This is a genomic window from Streptomyces sp. R302 (assembly GCF_012927245.1).
Taxonomy (GTDB): Bacteria; Actinomycetota; Actinomycetes; order Streptomycetales; family Streptomycetaceae; genus Streptomyces.
Window position 1 is genome coordinate 654,194 of sequence record NZ_JABBGE010000002.1, and the last position, 16,912, is coordinate 671,105.

General features: G+C 72.3%; 20 protein-coding genes. 4 read left to right on the plus strand and 16 right to left on the minus strand.

What is annotated here, in order from left to right:
- The first annotated feature begins 2 nt into the window (after window positions 1–2).
- Window positions 3–536, plus strand: coding sequence for an alkyl hydroperoxide reductase (locus HHL19_RS08745; protein ID WP_169087320.1), 534 nt, complete (start codon window positions 3–5; stop codon window positions 534–536).
- Between the two features lie 56 nt (window positions 537–592).
- On the opposite strand, the gene HHL19_RS08750 is transcribed toward HHL19_RS08745, so the two are convergent.
- From HHL19_RS08750 to HHL19_RS08770, 5 genes are all read right to left on the minus strand, one after another.
- A complete protein-coding gene (locus tag HHL19_RS08750; protein ID WP_169087322.1) occupies window positions 593–1,276 on the minus strand; it encodes a hypothetical protein in 684 nt (227 codons plus the stop codon).
- Window positions 1,273–2,730 (minus strand): AI-2E family transporter, encoded by a 1,458-nt coding sequence (locus tag HHL19_RS08755; RefSeq protein ID WP_169087324.1) that lies wholly within the window; start codon window positions 2,728–2,730, stop codon window positions 1,273–1,275. The genes HHL19_RS08750 and HHL19_RS08755 overlap by 4 nt, the downstream gene beginning before the upstream one ends.
- Window positions 2,731–2,830: 100 nt before the next feature.
- Complete coding sequence (locus tag HHL19_RS08760; protein ID WP_169087326.1) at window positions 2,831–3,553, minus strand: transglycosylase SLT domain-containing protein; 723 nt, start codon at window positions 3,551–3,553, stop codon at window positions 2,831–2,833.
- A gap of 398 nt (window positions 3,554–3,951) precedes the next feature.
- Window positions 3,952–5,277, minus strand: coding sequence for a PhoH family protein (locus HHL19_RS08765; protein WP_169087328.1), 1,326 nt, complete (start codon window positions 5,275–5,277; stop codon window positions 3,952–3,954).
- A 287-nt stretch (window positions 5,278–5,564) separates the two neighbouring features.
- The gene (locus HHL19_RS08770; protein ID WP_169087330.1) at window positions 5,565–6,326 is read right to left on the minus strand and encodes an isoprenyl transferase; all 762 of its coding nucleotides are present in this window, start codon (window positions 6,324–6,326) and stop codon (window positions 5,565–5,567) included.
- Between the two features lie 129 nt (window positions 6,327–6,455).
- Here HHL19_RS08770 and mgrA point away from each other — a divergent pair, with 129 nt between their 5' ends.
- Window positions 6,456–7,493 carry an L-glyceraldehyde 3-phosphate reductase gene (gene mgrA, locus HHL19_RS08775; protein ID WP_169087332.1) on the plus strand — a complete coding sequence of 346 codons (1,038 nt, stop codon included), beginning with the start codon at window positions 6,456–6,458 and terminating at the stop codon, window positions 7,491–7,493.
- Between the two features lie 280 nt (window positions 7,494–7,773).
- On the opposite strand, the gene HHL19_RS08780 is transcribed toward mgrA, so the two are convergent.
- Window positions 7,774–8,520, minus strand: coding sequence for an A24 family peptidase (locus HHL19_RS08780; RefSeq protein WP_169087334.1), 747 nt, complete (start codon window positions 8,518–8,520; stop codon window positions 7,774–7,776).
- Between the two features lie 29 nt (window positions 8,521–8,549).
- Between HHL19_RS08780 and HHL19_RS08785 the strand changes: the two genes are divergently transcribed.
- The gene (locus HHL19_RS08785; RefSeq protein WP_169087336.1) at window positions 8,550–8,945 is read left to right on the plus strand and encodes a DUF192 domain-containing protein; all 396 of its coding nucleotides are present in this window, start codon (window positions 8,550–8,552) and stop codon (window positions 8,943–8,945) included.
- Here the strand turns inward: HHL19_RS08785 and HHL19_RS08790 are convergent.
- From HHL19_RS08790 to HHL19_RS08800, 3 genes are all read right to left on the minus strand, one after another.
- Window positions 8,917–10,020, minus strand: coding sequence for a mannosyltransferase family protein (locus HHL19_RS08790; RefSeq protein ID WP_169087338.1), 1,104 nt, complete (start codon window positions 10,018–10,020; stop codon window positions 8,917–8,919). The genes HHL19_RS08785 and HHL19_RS08790 overlap by 29 nt on opposite strands.
- A 22-nt stretch (window positions 10,021–10,042) precedes the next feature.
- On the minus strand, window positions 10,043–11,092 hold the full coding sequence (locus HHL19_RS08795; protein WP_169087340.1) for a hypothetical protein: 1,050 nt from the start codon (window positions 11,090–11,092) through the stop codon (window positions 10,043–10,045).
- Window positions 11,093–11,179: 87 nt separating this feature from the next.
- Window positions 11,180–11,638: a hypothetical protein gene (locus HHL19_RS08800; RefSeq protein WP_240981478.1), complete on the minus strand. Its 459-nt coding sequence runs from the start codon at window positions 11,636–11,638 to the stop codon at window positions 11,180–11,182.
- 155 nt (window positions 11,639–11,793) lie between these two features.
- On the opposite strand from HHL19_RS08800, the gene HHL19_RS08805 reads away from it, so the two are divergent.
- On the plus strand, window positions 11,794–12,675 hold the full coding sequence (locus tag HHL19_RS08805) for a hypothetical protein (RefSeq protein ID WP_169087342.1): 882 nt from the start codon (window positions 11,794–11,796) through the stop codon (window positions 12,673–12,675).
- On the opposite strand, the gene HHL19_RS08810 is transcribed toward HHL19_RS08805, so the two are convergent.
- The 7 genes from HHL19_RS08810 to HHL19_RS08835 form a co-directional block, all read right to left on the minus strand.
- Window positions 12,668–13,153, minus strand: coding sequence for a hypothetical protein (locus HHL19_RS08810; RefSeq protein WP_169087344.1), 486 nt, complete (start codon window positions 13,151–13,153; stop codon window positions 12,668–12,670). The two genes, HHL19_RS08805 and HHL19_RS08810, sit on opposite strands and share 8 nt — an antisense overlap.
- A gap of 383 nt (window positions 13,154–13,536) precedes the next feature.
- A complete protein-coding gene (locus HHL19_RS08815) occupies window positions 13,537–14,115 on the minus strand; it encodes an OmpA family protein (protein ID WP_240981516.1) in 579 nt (192 codons plus the stop codon).
- Between the two features lie 63 nt (window positions 14,116–14,178).
- The gene (locus HHL19_RS08820; RefSeq protein WP_169087346.1) at window positions 14,179–14,754 is read right to left on the minus strand and encodes a hypothetical protein; all 576 of its coding nucleotides are present in this window, start codon (window positions 14,752–14,754) and stop codon (window positions 14,179–14,181) included.
- A 14-nt stretch (window positions 14,755–14,768) separates the two neighbouring features.
- Window positions 14,769–15,356 carry a pilus assembly protein TadG-related protein gene (locus tag HHL19_RS08825; RefSeq protein ID WP_346768457.1) on the minus strand — a complete coding sequence of 196 codons (588 nt, stop codon included), beginning with the start codon at window positions 15,354–15,356 and terminating at the stop codon, window positions 14,769–14,771.
- 38 nt (window positions 15,357–15,394) lie between these two features.
- Window positions 15,395–15,604, minus strand: coding sequence for a Flp family type IVb pilin (locus tag HHL19_RS37125; protein WP_240981479.1), 210 nt, complete (start codon window positions 15,602–15,604; stop codon window positions 15,395–15,397).
- 96 nt (window positions 15,605–15,700) lie between these two features.
- Window positions 15,701–15,868 carry a hypothetical protein gene (locus HHL19_RS08830; RefSeq protein WP_169087350.1) on the minus strand — a complete coding sequence of 56 codons (168 nt, stop codon included), beginning with the start codon at window positions 15,866–15,868 and terminating at the stop codon, window positions 15,701–15,703.
- A 146-nt stretch (window positions 15,869–16,014) separates the two neighbouring features.
- The gene (locus HHL19_RS08835; protein WP_169087352.1) at window positions 16,015–16,908 is read right to left on the minus strand and encodes a DUF5936 domain-containing protein; all 894 of its coding nucleotides are present in this window, start codon (window positions 16,906–16,908) and stop codon (window positions 16,015–16,017) included.
- Window positions 16,909–16,912: the final 4 nt, after the last annotated feature.

The following is a 16,912-nucleotide window of genomic DNA, read 5'->3' on the forward strand; positions in this document are numbered from 1 at the left end:
GCATGGCCCTCGATGAGCTGAAGGCCGCCATACCGGACTTCGCCAAGGACCTGAAGCTGAACCTCGGCTCGGTCATCGGCAACAGCGAGCTCCCGCAGCAGCAGCTGTGGGGCACCGTCCTGGCCTGCGCGATCGCCTCGCGCTCGCCGAAGGTGCTGAAGGAGCTGGAGCCCGAGGCCCAGGCGAACCTGAAGCCCGAGGCGTACCAGGCCGCCAAGTCCGCCGCCGCCATCATGGCGATGAACAACGTCTTCTACCGGACCCGGCACCTGCTGTCGGACCCCGAGTACGGGACGATGCGGGCCGGTCTGCGGATGAACGTCATCGGCAACCCGGGCGTCGAGAAGGTCGACTTCGAGCTCTGGTCGCTCGCCGTCTCCGCGATCAACGGCTGCGGCCAGTGCCTGGACTCGCACGAGCAGGTCCTGCGCAAGGCCGGCGTCGACCGCGAGACGATCCAGGAGGCGTTCAAGATCGCCGCGGTGATCCAGGCGGTCGCCGTCACCCTGGACGCGGAGGCCGTCCTCGCCGAGTAGGACTCCGTACCTGTACGGGAAAGGGCCCCGGAGCCGCGTGCTCCGGGGCCCTTCCGTCACTTCTTGAGCGCCTTCATGAGCGCCAGCATGTCCTGGGTCATGGGGACGTCGACGCCGGAGAGGTCGACCGGCTCGGGCTCCTCGATCGGCATGCCCTCGTCGTCGAGCGTGTAGTTCCGGTAGATGTGCAGCTCGATCTCGGCCTGCCCGTCGAGGAGGTGCAGCTGCCCGCCCTCGCCACCGTTGTCGTCGAAGAACGCCTGCTCCCCGAGCCCGCCGATCGGTGTGGCGAGGCCGTAGTGCTTCGCCCGGGGCCCGAACTCGGGACCCGGGTCCGTCATCTTGTGCAGGGTGTACCTGAGGGAGACCTGGTGCCCGTTGTCCTCCGGGCCGAAGGAGACGTCACAACCCGTGGAGTACACGGCCGGGTCGTCCATCACGACCGGCTCGCCGCCGCTGTCGGACCGCTTCCCGAGGACCGTCGTGAGCGCCTTCAGCTCCGCGAGCTCGCAGAGCTCCACCGGCGCCTTGTACCCGCCCAGGTCCGGGCCCGGCTCCGCCCGCTGCCCGTACGCGTACAGCCCCCCGCCCCACACCGCCGAGGCGACCACCGCGCCGCCGAGCGCCCACAGCCAGGGCCGGCGGGCCCGCGGCGGGCGCGGCGCGCGCTCCCGCTCCTCGGTCAGCACCTCGACGGTCCGGTAGGGGGCGCCGCCCTCCAGCTCGGGCTCGGATATCACGTCAGTTCCTTTCGGCCCGGCGAGCCGGGCGCCGGGGTCGGGGCCACCTCGTAGGCGGTGGCGCCGCGCGGCTCGGGCGCGGTGAGCAGCGCGGGTTCGTGGCTCCACGCCTTCAGGTAGCCGACGACGGTGTTGGCGACCGCGACGAGCGGGACGGCGACGACGGCGCCGCCGATGCCGGCGGTCAGCCCGCCCGCGGCGACCGAGAGGACCACGGCCAGCGGGTGGACGCGGACGGCCCGGCCGAGGATGAACGGCTGGAGGACGTGGCCCTCGATCTGCTGCACGGCGAGGACCACCACGAGCACCATCAGCGCGGTGAACACGCCGTTGGTGACGAGGGCGACCAGGCAGGCGAGGGCGCCGGAGATGACGGCGCCGACGAGCGGGATGAAGGCGAAGAGGAAGATGAAGACGGCGAGCGGGACCGCCATCGGCACTTCCAGGAAGTACAGGCCGAGGCCGATGAAGACCGCGTCGATGAGGGCGACCAGGACGGTGCCGCGCACATAGGCGGTGAGGGTGCGCCAGGCGCGCGGACCGGCGCCGGCGACCCCGGGGCGCGCCTGCGCGGGGACGAGCTTGAGGGTCCACTCCCAGACCCGCTTCCCGTCGTGGAGCAGGAAGAGGGTGGAGAACATGGCGAGCAGGATGCCGGTCATGGTCTCGACGATCACGGTCACGCCCTGGAGTCCGGCGGAGGTGATCTGCTCGGCGTTGGAGCCGATGGTGTCGCTGAGGTTCTTCGCGATGTCGTTGATCTGGCGCTCGGTCACGTGGAAGGGGCTGTCGAGGAGCCAGCGCTTGAGCTCCTCGATGCCGTCCCTGACCCGGTCGGTGAGGTTGTCGATGTTGTCCATCACCTGCCACACCACGAACCAGCCGACCAGCCCCATCACGACGAAGCCGGAGACGGCGGTGATGGCGGTGGCGAGCCCGCGCGGCACGCCCATGGTGCGCAGCCGGGCCACGGTGGGCTGGAGCAGCGCGGTGACCAGGAGGGCGGCGACGAAGGCGAGGACGACGAGCTGGACGGAGCTGATCACCCGCATCAGGACCCAGACGGTCCCGGCGAGGACGAGCAGCCGCCAGCCGGCCTCGCCGGCGACCCGCAGTCCCCACGGGATGGCGGAGACCGGGTCGGGGCGGGCGGGGACGGCGGGGGCGTATGCCGGCGGGGCGGGTACGGTGCGGCCCTCGGTCACGGCGACGGCGGAGTCCCCGGCGGCCGGCGGCTCGGCGGCGTCACCGGAAGGTCCCTCCCCGGCCGGCGCGCGTTCGGGAGCCGGCGTCAGCGGCGGCCGTCCGTCGTCCGGTCCGACGGATCCGGCGGGTCGTGCCCGACCGTCGGGCTCCTGGTCCTCGGCTGCCTCGGCGCGTCGGGCGTCCAGCGCGGCTCCCACCCGGCTGATGCCCTCGCCCAGTCGGTTCAGCCATCCTGGCAGTCTCGACATCTCGTTCCTCTTCCCCCCGTTCGGTCCCTGGCAACCTACACGCAGGAAGCCCCGCACCGTAGGACGGTGCGGGGCTTCCCGGGGTTGAGCGCGCGCCGGTCTAGTACCAGCGGTTGGCCTGCCAGAACGACCAGGCGCCGCACGGGCTGCCGTAGCGGCTGTTCATGTAGCTGAGGCCCCACTTGATCTGGGTGGCGGGGTTGGTCATCCAGTCGGCGCCGGCCGAGGCCATCTTGGAACCCGGCAGCGCCTGGACGAGGCCGTAGGCACCGGAGGAAGGGTTCTGCGCCCGGTAGTTCCACGTGGACTCGTGGTTCACGATGTTGCTGAAGCACTGGAACTGCGAGGCCGGGACCATCTGGCGGGCGATCGCCTTGACCTCGGAGACGGAGTACGAGCCCTGGGCGGCGAAGCTGGACGCGTCGCGCACGGCGTCGCGGCTGGCGCGCTCGGCCTTCTCGCGGGCCTCCCGCTCCTCGCGCTCCTTCTTCTCCCGCTCGGCCTTCTCGTCGGCGGCCTTCTTCTTCGCCTCGGCGTCCTCGGCGGCCTTGAGGCGGGCGGCCTCCTCGGCGTCCTTGCGCGCGGTGGCGTCCGCGGCGGCGGCCTGGACGTCGGCCTGCTCCGCGAGGGAGGCGACCTGGACCTGGGCCTGCGCGCCCGCGGGGATGTCCGCGAGCAGCGTGCTGTCGGCCGCGGTGGCCTCGAAGTTGTCGTCAGAGGTGGCCTGGGCTGCGTTGCCCGTGGCGACGCCGACGACGGCGCCGACGGTGGTGACCGCAGTGGCAGACGCCACCGCGAATCCCCGGACCGAGATCCGGCTCACACGGTTTCCTTCCAGCATCGCCCGCAATGGTGACCTCGCGGGCGAAATCGTGCCCCTGGCGCTGGTCTTCGTCGTACCGGTCACAGAAGACACGGGCCCGTGGTGCTGTGGGCGGCATACGACGACGTCTGTGGAGTTGTGCGGTGGTGCGGTGCGCGCTCGAAGGGATCGAGGATGCACGGGTGCCGTATGCGGGGCCTGACGGAAGCAAGACTCTGCCGGACGCGGACGCCGCAAGGCAATTCCGTGTTGAGTGTGAAAGCTCACACCTCATTGGACGCAGGTGTTTTGACGGATGTTGCGGACACAGGGGCGCCGCCCGGCTAAGCTCCTGCGCTTCGCCGGGCGGCGCCAACTCCCGTACGGGAGTCAATCGGTACCAATCGGGCATCCGATGCTTACAGGTGGCCGTCCTCCAGCATCTCGGTCACCAGGGCCGCGATCTGGGACCGCTCGGAGCGGGTCAGGGTGACGTGCGCGAAGAGCGGATGCCCCTTCAGCTTCTCGACCACGGCGACGACTCCGTCGTACCGCCCCACCCGGAGGTTGTCCCGCTGGGCGACGTCATGGGTGAGCACCACCCGCGAATTCGCGCCGATACGGGACAGAACGGTCAACAGGACGTTCCGCTCCAGGGACTGGGCCTCGTCGACGATGACGAAGGCGTCGTGCAGCGAGCGGCCCCGGATGTGGGTGAGGGGCAGGACCTCCAGCATCCCCCGGGACAGCACCTCCTCGATCACCTCGCGGCCCGCGACCGACGAGAGCGTGTCGAAGACCGCCTGCGCCCAGGGGCTCATCTTCTCGGACTCGCTGCCCGGCAGATAGCCGAGGTCCTGGCCGCCGACCGCGTACAGCGGACGGAAGACCATCACCTTCTGGTGCTGCCGGCGCTCCAGGACCGCCTCCAGGCCCGCGCAGAGCGCGAGCGCCGACTTGCCGGTGCCGGCCCGGCCGCCCATCGAGATGATCCCGACGTCCGGGTCGAGCAGCAGATCGAGGGCGATGCGCTGTTCGGCGCTGCGGCCGCGGATCCCGAAGGCCTCCCGGTCGCCACGGACCAGCCGTACGTTCCCGTCCGCGCCGACCCGGCCGAGGGCCTTGCCGCGCTCCGACTGGAGCACCAGGCCGGTGTGCACGGGCAGCTCGGCCGCCTCGGGCACGTACAGCCGATCCTGGTCGTAGAGGAGGTCGACCTGCTCGCCGGAGAGGGACAGCTCGGACATCCCGGTCCACCCGTTGGCGTCCGTGATGGCGAGCTCCGCGCGGTACTCCTCGGCGAGCAGGCCCACCGAGGACGCCTTGATGCGCAGCGGCAGGTCCTTGGAGACGACGGTGACGTCGTACCCCTCGGCCTGGAGGTTCCGCGCGACCGCGAGGATCCGGGAGTCGTTGTCGCCCAGCCGGTAGCCGGCCGGCAGGACGGAGGGGTCGGAGTGGTTGAGCTCGACCCGCAGCGTGCCGCCGAGGTCCCCGATCGGGAGCGGCGCGTCGAGGCGGCCGTACCGGACCCGGAAGTCGTCGAGCAGGCGCAGCGCCTGCCGGGCGAAGTAGCCGAGCTCGGGGTGGTGCCGCTTCGCCTCCAGCTCGGTCACCACCACGATGGGGAGCACGACCTCGTGCTCCTCGAAGCGGGACATCGCCTTGGGGTCGGCGAGCAGGACGCTGGTGTCGAGTACATAGGTGCGCCGGTCGGAAAGGCGGCGCTTCGTGCTGGTCACCACGGAAGGACAGACCCCCTCTGAAGACCCGAATGAGGCCGGGGTGCGACGGGACAACCGGTGTCGCGGCGGAATGGGACCGGGATCGGACCGCCCAGCGCGGGCCGAACTCCGGCCCTCCGCGTCTCCCGTGCGTGTCCCGCACGGTCGTCCTGGTGCAAGGGGCCTCCCGGGTGGCGGTCTCCGTGCCGCTCACTTCACCAGGCTTATTCCCTCGAACACTCCTCGCCATGCCACGGCATATGACGGCGTGTTCGTGAACGTCCGGTGACTCGGGAAGGGTGCGGGCCTCAGGTGCCGTAGCGCCGGTGCCGGGCCGCGTAGTCGCGCAGCGCCCGGAGGAAGTCGACCTTGCGGAAGGCCGGCCAGTGGACCTCGCAGAAGTAGTACTCGGAATGCGCGCTCTGCCACAGCATGAAGCCGGAGAGGCGCTGCTCGCCGCTGGTGCGGATCACCAGGTCCGGGTCGGGCTGGCCGCGGGTGTACAGGTGCTCCGAGATGAGGTCGATGGAGACGGTCTCGGCCAGCTCCTCGAAGCCGGTGCCGCGCTCGGCGTGGTCCAGGAGGAGGGAGCGGACCGCGTCGGCGATCTCCTGCCGGCCGCCGTAGCCGACGGCGACGTTGACGAGTATCCCGGGGTTGGTGCGGGTGGCCTCCTCGGCCTCCTTGAGCACCGTCTGCGTCCGGCCGGGCAGCAGGTCCATGGTGCCCACGTGGTGCACCCGCCAGCGGCCGTCCGAGGCCAGCGCCTTCACCGCGTCCTCGATGATCCCGAGCAGCGGCACCAGCTGCGCCTCGGGACGGTTCAGGTTGTCCGTGGAGAGCATCCAGAGCGTGACGACCTCGACGTCGGTCTCACCGCACCAGCCGAGCAGTTCCCGGATCTTGTCCGCGCCGGCCTTGTGTCCCTGCTCGGGGGTACCGCCGGAGGCCTTCGCCCAGCGCCGGTTGCCGTCGAGGATGACCCCGATGTGCTTGGGCACCTGATCGTGGTCGAGTCGGCCTTCCACCCGGCGTGCGTAGAGCCCGTACACCAGGTCGCGCAGGTTCACTGTTCTTTACCCCTCCATGGGCGGGCGGTTCGCAAGCCGCCACACTACTGCCGTCGGGTGAAGGCTCCCAGCCCGGGCGTGTCACAAGTCCCTACGGGACTGTCACAAGTCCGTGATAAGCAGAGATACGTGACTGACTCCCCCCTCCACCGCGCCGCCGCGGAGCGCTACGACTCCATGGAGTACCGCCGCTCGGGCCGCAGCGGGCTCAAGCTCCCCGCCGTCTCCCTCGGCCTCTGGCACAACTTCGGCGACGACCGCACGCTCGACTCGCAGCGCGCGATCCTGCGCCGCGCCTTCGACCTCGGCGTCACCCACTTCGACCTGGCGAACAACTACGGTCCGCCGCCCGGCTCCGCCGAGCTGAACTTCGGCAAGATCTTCGCCCAGGACTTCGCGCCCTACCGCGACGAGCTGATCGTCTCGACGAAGGCCGGCTACCTGATGCACCCCGGCCCGTACGGCGAGTGGGGCTCCCGCAAGTACCTGCTGTCCTCGCTCGACGCCTCCCTGGACCGGATGGGCCTCGACTACGTCGACATCTTCTACTCGCACCGCTTCGACCCGGAGACCCCGCTGGAGGAGACCATGGGGGCGCTCGCCTCCGCGGTCCAGCAGGGCAAGGCGCTGTACGTCGGCGTCTCCTCGTACAACGCGGAGCAGACCGCCGAGGCCGCGCGGCTCCTGAAGGAGATGGGCGTCCCGGCCCTGATCCACCAGCCCTCGTACTCGATGATCAACCGCTGGATCGAGGACGACGGCCTGCTCGACACCCTGGAGGCGGCCGGCATGGGCTGCATCTCCTTCGTGCCGCTCGCCCAGGGCCTGCTCACCAACAAGTACCTGAAGGGCATCCCGGAGGGCTCCCGCGCCACCCAGGGCAAGTCCCTCGACCCGAACCTGCTCTCCGACGAGGTGCTGCGCCGGCTGGGCGGCCTCGCCGACATCGCCGCGCGGCGCGGCCAGTCCCTCGCCCAGCTGGCGCTGAAGTGGGTGCTGCGGGACCCGCGGATGACCTCGGCCCTGATCGGCGCGTCGAGCGTCGGGCAGCTGGAGGAGAACGTGGCGGCGCTGGCGTCGGCACCGCTGACGGACGAGGAGCTGAAGGAGATCGACTCCTTCGCCGTCGACACCGAGGGCACCAACATCTGGGCCGGCCGGGGCTGACCCGCCCTCCCGCCGGGCGGGAATCGGCGGGTAGGAAAGAAAAAACGGGCCGGTCCGTGGGGGGGATACGGACCGGCCCGAGGGGGGGGTTCCACCATAACCCTTCAATAGTCGGGCTGCGCGCCACGTGCGCCGAACGATCCGCGCGGATTTCCCCGGATCCCAGGCGCCGCAAGGGTTCCGGGCCCGTGTGGCGGTTTTGTGCCCGGCGTGGCGGCGGACTTCCGTCCCTCCGACGGGGGAACGCCCGGCGCCGCTCCCCCGTTGACGCCGCCGTTGGTCACGGCACGGCGGTGAAGGCGCCGAGGGCGAGCCCGAGGAGGGCGCCGGCGAGCATGAAGGGCCCGAAGGGGATCGCGGAGGAGCGGCCCGCGCGCCCCAGGAGGACGCGCCCGAAGCCGTATCCGGCGCCCAGCAGGAAGCCGAGGAACGCGCCGGTGAAGAGGACGCCCCAGCCGTACCAGCCGAGCGCGGCGCCCAGCGGCAGCGCCAGCTTCACGTCGCCGAAGCCGAGGCCCTGCGGGCTGATCAGGTGCAGGGCGAGATAGCCGCCGCCGAGCGCGAGGGCCCCGAGCAGCGCCGACGGCCAGGACCCGGCGTCGTACGGGAGGAGCTCGGCGGCCCCCAGGAGCAGCGGCACGGCGAGCGCGAGCGGCAGCGTCAGCCCGTCCGGCAGCCGCTGCACCCGTACGTCGACACAGGCGAGCAGCACCCCGAAGGGCGCCGCGAGCAGCCACACCGCCAGCTCGGGCCGGGGCCCGCCGGTGGCGGCGGCGAGCAGCGCGCAGACCGCGGCGGTGAGCAGCGGCACGGCGAGCGGCGCGGGCGTCGTCGCGCACCCGGCCCGGCCGGGCCCGCCGAGCCAGCCGCCCGCCGGACCGGTGAGGACGTGCCCGGCCGGGCACAGCTCCCGCCACGGCTCCTCGGGCGCCACGGACAGCCGGTACGCGGCCCGCGGCACGAGCAGCCCGACGGCGGCGCCCCACAGGGCGGCGAGGACGACGAGGACGATCGGCGAGGCGTACACGGCCCGACCTTAGGTCTAAGGTCGGCCGCATGGGGCGGAGTTGGCGGGACGGGACGGGGACGCTCGGAGTGCCGTTCGAGGCGCCGTTCGAGGCGCCGGGGGGTCCGGTGGTCCGGCTGGAGATCGCGGCCTCGTACCGGGCGCGGCGGCGCGGGCTGCTCGGACGGGACGGGATCACCGGGGCGATGCTGCTGACCCCGGCGAACAGCGTCCACACCCTCGGCATGCGCTTCCCGATCGACGTGGCCTATCTGGACCGGCGCCTGCGGGTGCTCGCCGTCGTCACCATGCGCCCGGGCCGGCTCGGCCTGCCCCGGCCGCGCGCCCGGCACGTCCTGGAGGCGGAGGCCGGCGCGATGGCGGGGTGGGGCGTACGGCCCGGGGCACGCCTCACGCTCACGGCGGACCCGACCCCAGGAGCGTGAAGGCGCCGTACGCGGCGGAGGCGAGCGCCAGCGCGGCGAGCGCGGCGGCGGCGGGGCCGGTGCGGAGCCGGGCGAGGGCCGCGGCGGGCGGCAGCAGCAGCCCGAAGGCGGGCATCATCAGGCGCGGCCGGGAGCCGAAGTACGCGGCGCCCACCAGCGACACCACGACCACCCCGACCGTGTAGACGAGCAGCGGCAGCGGCTGGCCCTGCCGGACGCACAGCACGACCAGCCACCCGAGGAGCGCGAGGGCCGCGCACAGGCCGAGCGCGGCGGGCCAGGGCTGGGAGGCGATGAAGCGGGCGAGGGCGACGCCGCCGTCGATGGAGTTCCCCCACGCGGCCTGCACGTCGAAGTAGGCGGTGACGCTCGACTCGCGGACGCCGACGTACGCGACGTACCCGAGCCAGCCGAGCGGCGCGAGCAGCACCCCGGCGAGCGTACGCCACGGCAGCCGCCGGTCCCGTACGAGGGTCACGGCGGCGGTGACGGCGAGGGCGGCGATCAGCGCGGCGGCGGTGGGCCGGGTCAGCCCGGCGAGCGCGCACAGGAGCCCGGCGAGGATCCAGCGCCCGCGCAGCACCGCGTACAGCGACCAGGCGGCGAGCGCGGTGAACAGCGTCTCCGTGTACGCCATCGACTGCACGAACGCGGTCGGGTACACCCCCCACAGCACGGCGAGGACGACCCCGGCGCGCGCCGAGACGACGTGCTCGCCGCACCGGAAGACGCCCCAGGCGGCGGCGAGCGACGCGGTCCAGGAGACGAGGAGTCCGGCGCCGGCCGCGTCGAGCGGGAGAACGGCGGACAGGCCCCGTTCGAGGACGGGGAGGAGCGGGAAGAACGCCAGGTCGGAGTGGACGTCGCCGTTCGGGAGCGTGACCTGGTACCCGTACCCGTGCTCGGCGATCCGCACGTACCAGACGGAGTCCCAGCGCCCGCTCAGCCGGTGGAAGCCGTCCTTGCCGGTCGCGGCGGCGGCGACGGCGAGGACGGCGAGCCCGAGGACCCGGGTGACGGCGTAGCCGCCGAGGGCGAGCAGGAGGGGGGAAGGACGACGTGCGGGCGGGGACATGCGCTCGATTATCGCGGGCGGGTCAGGACACGAGGCGGGCGGCCGTGAAGGTGGCGACGAGGACCAGCAGCGCGAGGAGCGCGAGCTGCAGGGTGCGGCGCGGGGAGCGGACGGCGACGACGCGCGGGGTGACCTGCCCCGGGACGACGACGTAGACGCGGTGGGGGTGGTCGTCGTGGGTGACGCGGGCGAGGGAGAGGTGGCGCACGCGGACCCGGCGGCCGACCTCGCCGTCGTGGAACCCGAGCCGGGGCTTGAGGAAGGCGGCGATGCCGGCGTCCATGTCGGGGATCTCATGGGCGGTGTCGATGTGCTCCCAGCCGTCGCTCTCGCGCGTCCACGCGAACGCCCGGGCCGGCAGGGACGAGGTCTCCTCGAACGCGTCCACGACCGGACGGCGGTCGACGACCCCCTCGGTCCACCGGACGTACCGGCCGGTGCCCTCGCAGTAGTCGTGGGCGATCGTGCCCTCCCGCTTGCAGACGGGGCAGGGCCGGGTCCCGCTGCCGCGGCACACCCCGCACTTCTTCCGGCCCGCTCCCCGGCACTTCTCGCACGCCGCGTCCTCGGCCCCGCACTCCCGGCAGCGGACCCGCGTCGCCGTCTCCCCCTGCGGCCGGTCGGCCGCCTTGAGGGCGGGCTTGCCGGTGCCCTCGCAGCTGAGACAGCACAGCCGCCCCTCGCACCCCCCGCAGGGCACGTAGGGCGGGCACTTCAGATCCCCCGCGCCCTCGCAGCGGGCGCACTGCCGCCGCCCGTTGGCGCAGACGCAGGGCCGGGGGTCCACCGTGCCGCGCCGCACGAGGAGCAGGGTCGAGGGGTTCCCGGGGTCGGCGGGGGCGGGTATCGCGTACCCGTCGAGGTCGTCGTACTCGGGCCGGTCCGACAGGTCGCGGGAGCCCGGGTGGAAGCCGGGCCGCTCCTCGCGGGTCTCGACGCTGCGGACTATCTCCCCGTCGACGAGGAGGTGCCGGGTGATGCGGGCGCCGTCGGCGGGGAAGGCGGTGGGGTCCGCCCCGGCCGCCCCCAGACTGCGCCGCACCGCCGCCAGGATGTCCTCTTCGCTCAGCACGCCTCGGCCTCCAGGGGACCCTCGGATGACCCCGGGAAACTACCCGACTCCGTTACGGATCAAGCGGGACGGACCCCCTCTTCGACTTCATCCGCCGGGCCTCATGCGCCCGAACCGGGCCGCCATGACGGGTCCGAGCCGACGGACGATGCCGTGGCCCGGCTCGTGCGGGGAGGGCAGGTCGCCGAGGAAGGAGGTCACGATGACCTCGTCGACGACGGTGTCGCCGCGCCCGCACCGCTCCTCCAGGAAGTCGAGGGTGCGGCGCCAGTCCGCCGCCTTCTTCTCCTCCTCCGCGTCGGCGAGCGCGAGGAAGGAGCGGACGGTCCCCTGGACGACGTCCCAGAAGAAGACGTGCGGCAGGACCCCGCCCTGCCGGAAGACATGACGGTCGTAGGCGCCCTGGAAGGAGGGCACGTGGCCGACGAGGTCGTGGACGAGCTGCACACCGGACGCGCAGGCCGCGGCCTGGGGAGTGATGGCGGTCTGACGGGTGGTGGTGGTCTGAGGAGTGACGGCGGTCTGAGGAGTGGCGGAGTGCGGCATCGGCGGCCCTGCCCCGGAGGTGTTGTGGTGTTTCGGTCCAGAATGCTCCTCCCCGGCCCCTCCGTCCCGACACATTTACGTTTTCCTGGGGATAACTTTCGGGGGGTTTTCCACAGGGGATGCGAAGTGTCGCTCTTCCGTGGATCGTTGGGCGTATGTACGAGTTGGCGATCCTCGCCAGGGGCGGGGTACTCCTCACGGTCTGGGCGCTCGCGGCGGGCTGGCCGCCGGGCCGGCTCGCCGCGCGCCTGCGGCGGGACGGCTGGCAGCGGATCTGCCGGGGCGCGTGGGCGGTGCCGGGCAAGGAGACGGACTGGCGGGTCCGGGAGACCGCACTCCAACTGCTGCGCCCACAGCGGATCTGCCGCCACGTCACGGCGGCCCGCGTCCACCGCATCGAGCTCCTGACGGGCCCGCCGCCCGCGGATTCCCGCTCCTCCCTCGCACCGGGGGACGTCTGCCTGCGCCGGGGCCTGCGGGTGACGACAGCCGCGCGGACGGTCGCGGACCTGATACGGGCCTCCGGAAGCAGGGAGGCGGCGGTGGTGACGGCCGACTCGGCCCTGTCCCGGCGCGTGGTGGAAGGTGTCCGCAGAGACCCGCTGACCGGCTACGAGGACCTGGCCGCCCAGCTCTCCGTGCGCCGCCCCGGAGCCCCGCGCGCCCGCGCCTGGCTGCGCCTCGCGAACCCGGCGGCCGGCTCACCGGCGGAGACGGTGGCCCGCCTGCGCATGGCCGACGCGTCCCTGCACCCCGAGTGCCAGCCGCAGGTGCGCACGCCCCGGGGCCAGACCCTGCGCCCGGACTTCCTCTTCCGGGCGGCGGGCCTGGCGGTGGAGGTGGAGGGGTACGCGTACCACGGCACGCCCCGCGCCCACGAACGGGACGTGGCCCGCTTCAACGCCCTCCAGTCCTGCCCCGAGATCCGCCGCGTCCTCCGTTTCACAGCGAGAGAGGTCTTCACGGACCCGACCCGGATGACGACGACGATCGCGGCGTCCCTGACGGACCTGGCCCTCCTCGGCCCGGTCACGTGAGGCGGCCGCCGTCAGGGCTGGTCGAGGTCGCCGGGGGGGGTGGGGGGAGGGCCCAGTCGAGGGCGAGGTCGGCGACGGCTTGCCAGCCGGCCTCGCCGCAGGTGTAGTGGCTGCGGCCGTCGAAGAGCGTGTACGCGGTGATCGCCTTCCAACGCGTGGCGTTCTTCTCGTAGTTCTCGCGCTGGACGGCCGGGGGAAGGAGGTGGTCGTTGCCGCCGGAGATGAACAGCAGCGGGGCGCGATCGCCCGCCAGCCGGGTGGAACGCACCGCGAACGCGGCCCGGGACAGCGAGGCGAGGCCCACCGGCTCCTCCACGGACCACGGCTGCTCGGGGTGGCGGTGGATGGCCCACAGGGCGGGCCCGAGGGACCGGTCGAGCGCCGCGGTCAGCCACCCCGGGCTGCCGCCGTCCCCGTCGGTGTCGGACCAGGCGTGCAGCGCCTCGATGAACAGCAGGTCGAGCAGCCGGGAGGCCATCGCCCGCGAACCGGCGCTCGGATCGGCGCTCGGATCGGCACTCGGATCGGCGATCTCGGCGGCGAGCAGCCCGGCGCTGAGCGGCAGCCACTCGATTCGAGGCCGGGCTCGGCGCGCGCAGCACGATCACCCGCGGCAGCGCCGCGAGCAGCGGGGACGCCGCGCGCTCCTCGACGAGGAACCGGCCGCTCATCCAGGCCCCGTCCCCTCGACCGCCCGCAACCGGTGCGCGGCGCCGGTCGCCGACGGCGCCATGCCCCCGGCGCGTGACGGACGTCGGTCCCGCCCCGCGCCCGGACGGCGGTCAGCGCCTCACCGCGCAGGTGGATCATGTCGAGGACGTCGGACAGCGCGTCGCATCGCACGTCCCCCCGTCTCCCCTCCTAGGGTGCGGCGGACGGCGGAACCGTGCGCGGGAAGGAGACTTCGACGCGGCGGTTCTTCTTCCGGCCCTCCTCGGTGCGGTTGTCGGCGATCGGGTAGTCCTCGCTGTAGCCGCGGATCTCGTACGAGGTCCCCGGGTCCAGCTCGCGCGCCAGCACCCGCTGCACGGCGACGGCCCGCTCCTTGGAGAGCTTCAGCCCGTGCTCGTACGTCCCCAGGTTGTCGGTGAACCCGAACACCCGCACCTTCCCCGACCCCTGCGTCCGCACCTCCCCCGCGATCGCCCGGATCCGCGCGGCGGCGGCCGGGCTGAGCTTGGCACTGTCCTTCGCGAACAGCACCTCCGCCTGCAGCGCGAACGTCACGTCCACGTTCGTGTCCTCACGCCGCTGCTCGCCGCCCTCCTCCTCGACGATCTGCTTGATGTCGAGCACCTTGGCGGGCGCGAGCGTGGCACCGTCGGGAAGCATGAGATTCGGGGAGTTGGAATCGATCGCGGGCGGCGGAGAGGTGGACGTACTCCCCGGCGGATCATCGGCATGAGCCACGGTACCGACCGCCCCCGACCACCCCACCATCACCACGACCACCAGCGCGGCCACCCTGCGTCGTCGTCCTGTCGTCGTCATCATGGCGTCGCCTCAGGAAAGCTTGAGCGTGGCAGGTTCGAACGTGGGCAGCTGGAACGAGACCTCGGTGGTGGATGCGGGGGGCGCGGGGAATTGCATGAAGACGGCGGTGGACTTACCGGGGCCGAGGCTGTCGAGGTTGGTGGTGGTGAGCGGCCGGCCGTCGGTGTCCCTGAGGACGTAGTACCGCTTCTTGCCGAATCCGTCCACGAGCGTCGCGCCGCCCAACGAGTTGCCGTGCTTGACGACCTCGGTCTCATCGCCACTCAACTGGGCCGGAACGATGGTCGCCTTGTCGGATGCGTTGCTGAGCCGACCCTTCACCGTCAGGAACCCGCCGGCATCCCGCTCGGCAGAGCCGATCTCCAGTTGCAGCCCCTTCGGACCCTTGAGGACCACCAAGGGTTCAGCGTCCTCCTTCGTAGGCTGCGACTCCGTCGCAGCCTTCTCGCCCTGCTGCGGTGAGGGGGCCGAAGCGGTCGGCTTGTCGCCCGCCTTGGGCTCGGCGTCGGCGCCACAGCCTGCAACGCTCAATGAGGCTGCCACCGCGAGGGCGATGAACCCCCCTCTCACGTACGAGACATTCATGAAGAGCTCTTCCTTTACTCGTCGTCGCCGGTCAGTCGGACACGGAAGAGGTCGCCCGCATCGGGAAGCTCGGGATTCTCCGGGTCGATGACCTGGGGCGATCCGTCACACTCAAGGCCCACGATGGGTCCGGGATCCTCCTCCTCGGGCTCAGCAGGCGGTGTCGGAGGTGGCTCTGGTTCCTCGGTGGGGTCTGGCTCCTCGAACGAGCAGCGCGGCTCGATCACGGCCGCCGCCGAGGCCACGGCCTGCTGATTCGCCGCGTCCGGAACGATGGAATCGCCCACCGTGCCCGTGCTGTGCACAGTCACCTTGAAGCCAAGCGTCGTGGGCGAGCAGCCCTCGACCTCGGCACCATTGCGCGCGGCGAAGGCATTCGCCGCCTGGCACGCCAACTCCGGGTCGTACACGTCACCTAGGACGAACTGTTGCCACTGCGCCGGGTCGTCGATCACTCCGAGCCAGCCCTCGCGTAGCTGCTGCCGTGCGTCCTGGGCGGCGGCGAGGGCGGCCGCGTCAGCAGCGGTCTGCGCACCGTTCCGCACCACGGCGGCTCGCCCCACGACGAAGTAGACGAAGCCCAGCAGGAGAAGTCCCGCGATGACCGCGACGTAGGCCGGGAACGCCTGCCCGGAGTCGGCTACTCGCCTCCTCCACCGGTGATCGCCGTGATCCGCTCGACAATGGCGTTCTTGATCGACTGCCCGATGTCCGTCCCGGTGATCGCGATGATGATCGCCACCACCACCACGATGATCCCCAGGTACTCCACCGCCGTCTGCCCCCGGTCGCCCCGGGACGCCCAGTGGAGTCGCGCCTTCGTCAGAGCCTTCAGCATCGCGTCGTTCATCGTGGTCCCCTCCGCGTTCGGACGCCTGCGCTTGGGCACGGTCCGCCGACCGGCGGGACGGCGGGCCGTACCCGTGGGCCCTGGTGCGGGCCCGGGTCATCGGGTGGGCCTGGGGCCCAGCCAGGAGGCTATGGCCTCGACGGGTGTGCGGGTGGGGAGTTCGGCGAAGACGCGGTTCGCGCGGCGCTCGGCCGAGCCGTCGGCGAGGGCGCAAGTCGTGTCGCCGCGCAGGCTGTTCAGGCCCTCGGCATTCGCATCCATCACGCCCACCCCTCCCACACTCGGTCAGCACTCTGTCACATGCGGTTGTCTGCGCGAAGCAGGATCGTCAACCTGAGGTGAGATTGAGACAGTTGCCCGTCAGGCGTCGGCCCCGTCAGTCGTCGGTCCCGTCGGCCGGCGGCCGAGGGTCACTCCCCCGCGATCGAGCCCAGGTCGGTCCCCGTGCCCAGGAACAGGCCCGCGCCCAGCAGGATCATCGTGGCGGGGACCATCAGGGTGGTGATGACCATGGTTGCCTTGGGGACCGCCTTCGCGGCCTTGCGGCGGGCGTTCTGGGCGTCCGTGCGGCGCATGTCCTCCGCGATCTGGATCAGCGTGTCGACGATGGGGGCGCCCAGCTCCTCGCCCTGCTGCAGGGCGGTGACGAACTGGGCGACCTGCTCGGAGTCGTTGCGGCGGCGGAGTTCGTCGAAGGCCTGGCGGCGGGGGACGCCCATGTCCATCTGGCGGAGGGTGATGCGGAGCTCGTCGGACCAGGGGCCTTCGTACTTCTCCGCGACCCGTTCCAGGGCTTGGCGGAAGCCGAGGCCGGCCGAGACCACGACCGCGAGGACGTCGAGGAAGTCCGGGAGGGTGCGTTCGATCTGGTCCTTGCGGATGCGGACGGCCGACCAGATGCCGACCTCCGTCCAGAACGCGCCGAAGGCGAAGAGGAGGGCCGCCGTCACGTACGAGTCCCTCGCCAGCATCAGCAGGCCGCCGAGGACGCCCAGGAAGCCGTAGACCGCGCGCCGCGCGCCGTAGCGGTCGATGGTCAGGCCGCCGGGGTTGCCCGCCAGGTCGATGCGGCGGCGGACCGCGCCGACCCGCTTCGGGCCCATCCAGCGCAGGACGGTCGGGGACCAGCGCATGCCGAGGCGGTCCACGGCGGAGTCGACCGCGCCGGTGCGGGTCGCGCCGACCTCCAGGGCGAGGCGGAGGTCGTCGGGGAGGCGGGCGTCGGCGCGGTAGAGGCGGAGCCCGTACGCGAAGCCGGCGACGGAGAGGGCGGCCAGGAGGGCCAGGGCCAGTTCCAGCATCATCGGT

What these genes read in the sequence shown, in the direction of transcription:
- HHL19_RS08745 (WP_169087320.1), top strand. Translation starts at nt 3, where the DNA reads ATGGCCCTCGATGAGCTGAAGGCCGCCATACCGGACTTCGCCAAGGAC.
- HHL19_RS08755 (WP_169087324.1), bottom strand. Translation starts at nt 2,730, where the DNA reads ATGTCGAGACTGCCAGGATGGCTGAACCGACTGGGCGAGGGCATCAGC.
- HHL19_RS08785 (WP_169087336.1), top strand. Translation starts at nt 8,550, where the DNA reads ATGGGGCGGAGTTGGCGGGACGGGACGGGGACGCTCGGAGTGCCGTTC.
- HHL19_RS08790 (WP_169087338.1), bottom strand. Translation starts at nt 10,020, where the DNA reads ATGTCCCCGCCCGCACGTCGTCCTTCCCCCCTCCTGCTCGCCCTCGGC.
- HHL19_RS08800 (WP_240981478.1), bottom strand. Translation starts at nt 11,638, where the DNA reads ATGCCGCACTCCGCCACTCCTCAGACCGCCGTCACTCCTCAGACCACC.
- HHL19_RS08805 (WP_169087342.1), top strand. Translation starts at nt 11,794, where the DNA reads ATGTACGAGTTGGCGATCCTCGCCAGGGGCGGGGTACTCCTCACGGTC.
- HHL19_RS08810 (WP_169087344.1), bottom strand. Translation starts at nt 13,153, where the DNA reads ATGGCCTCCCGGCTGCTCGACCTGCTGTTCATCGAGGCGCTGCACGCC.
- HHL19_RS08815 (WP_240981516.1), bottom strand. Translation starts at nt 14,115, where the DNA reads ATGGTGGGGTGGTCGGGGGCGGTCGGTACCGTGGCTCATGCCGATGAT.
- HHL19_RS08820 (WP_169087346.1), bottom strand. Translation starts at nt 14,754, where the DNA reads ATGAATGTCTCGTACGTGAGAGGGGGGTTCATCGCCCTCGCGGTGGCA.
- HHL19_RS37125 (WP_240981479.1), bottom strand. Translation starts at nt 15,604, where the DNA reads ATGAACGACGCGATGCTGAAGGCTCTGACGAAGGCGCGACTCCACTGG.
- HHL19_RS08835 (WP_169087352.1), bottom strand. Translation starts at nt 16,908, where the DNA reads ATGATGCTGGAACTGGCCCTGGCCCTCCTGGCCGCCCTCTCCGTCGCC.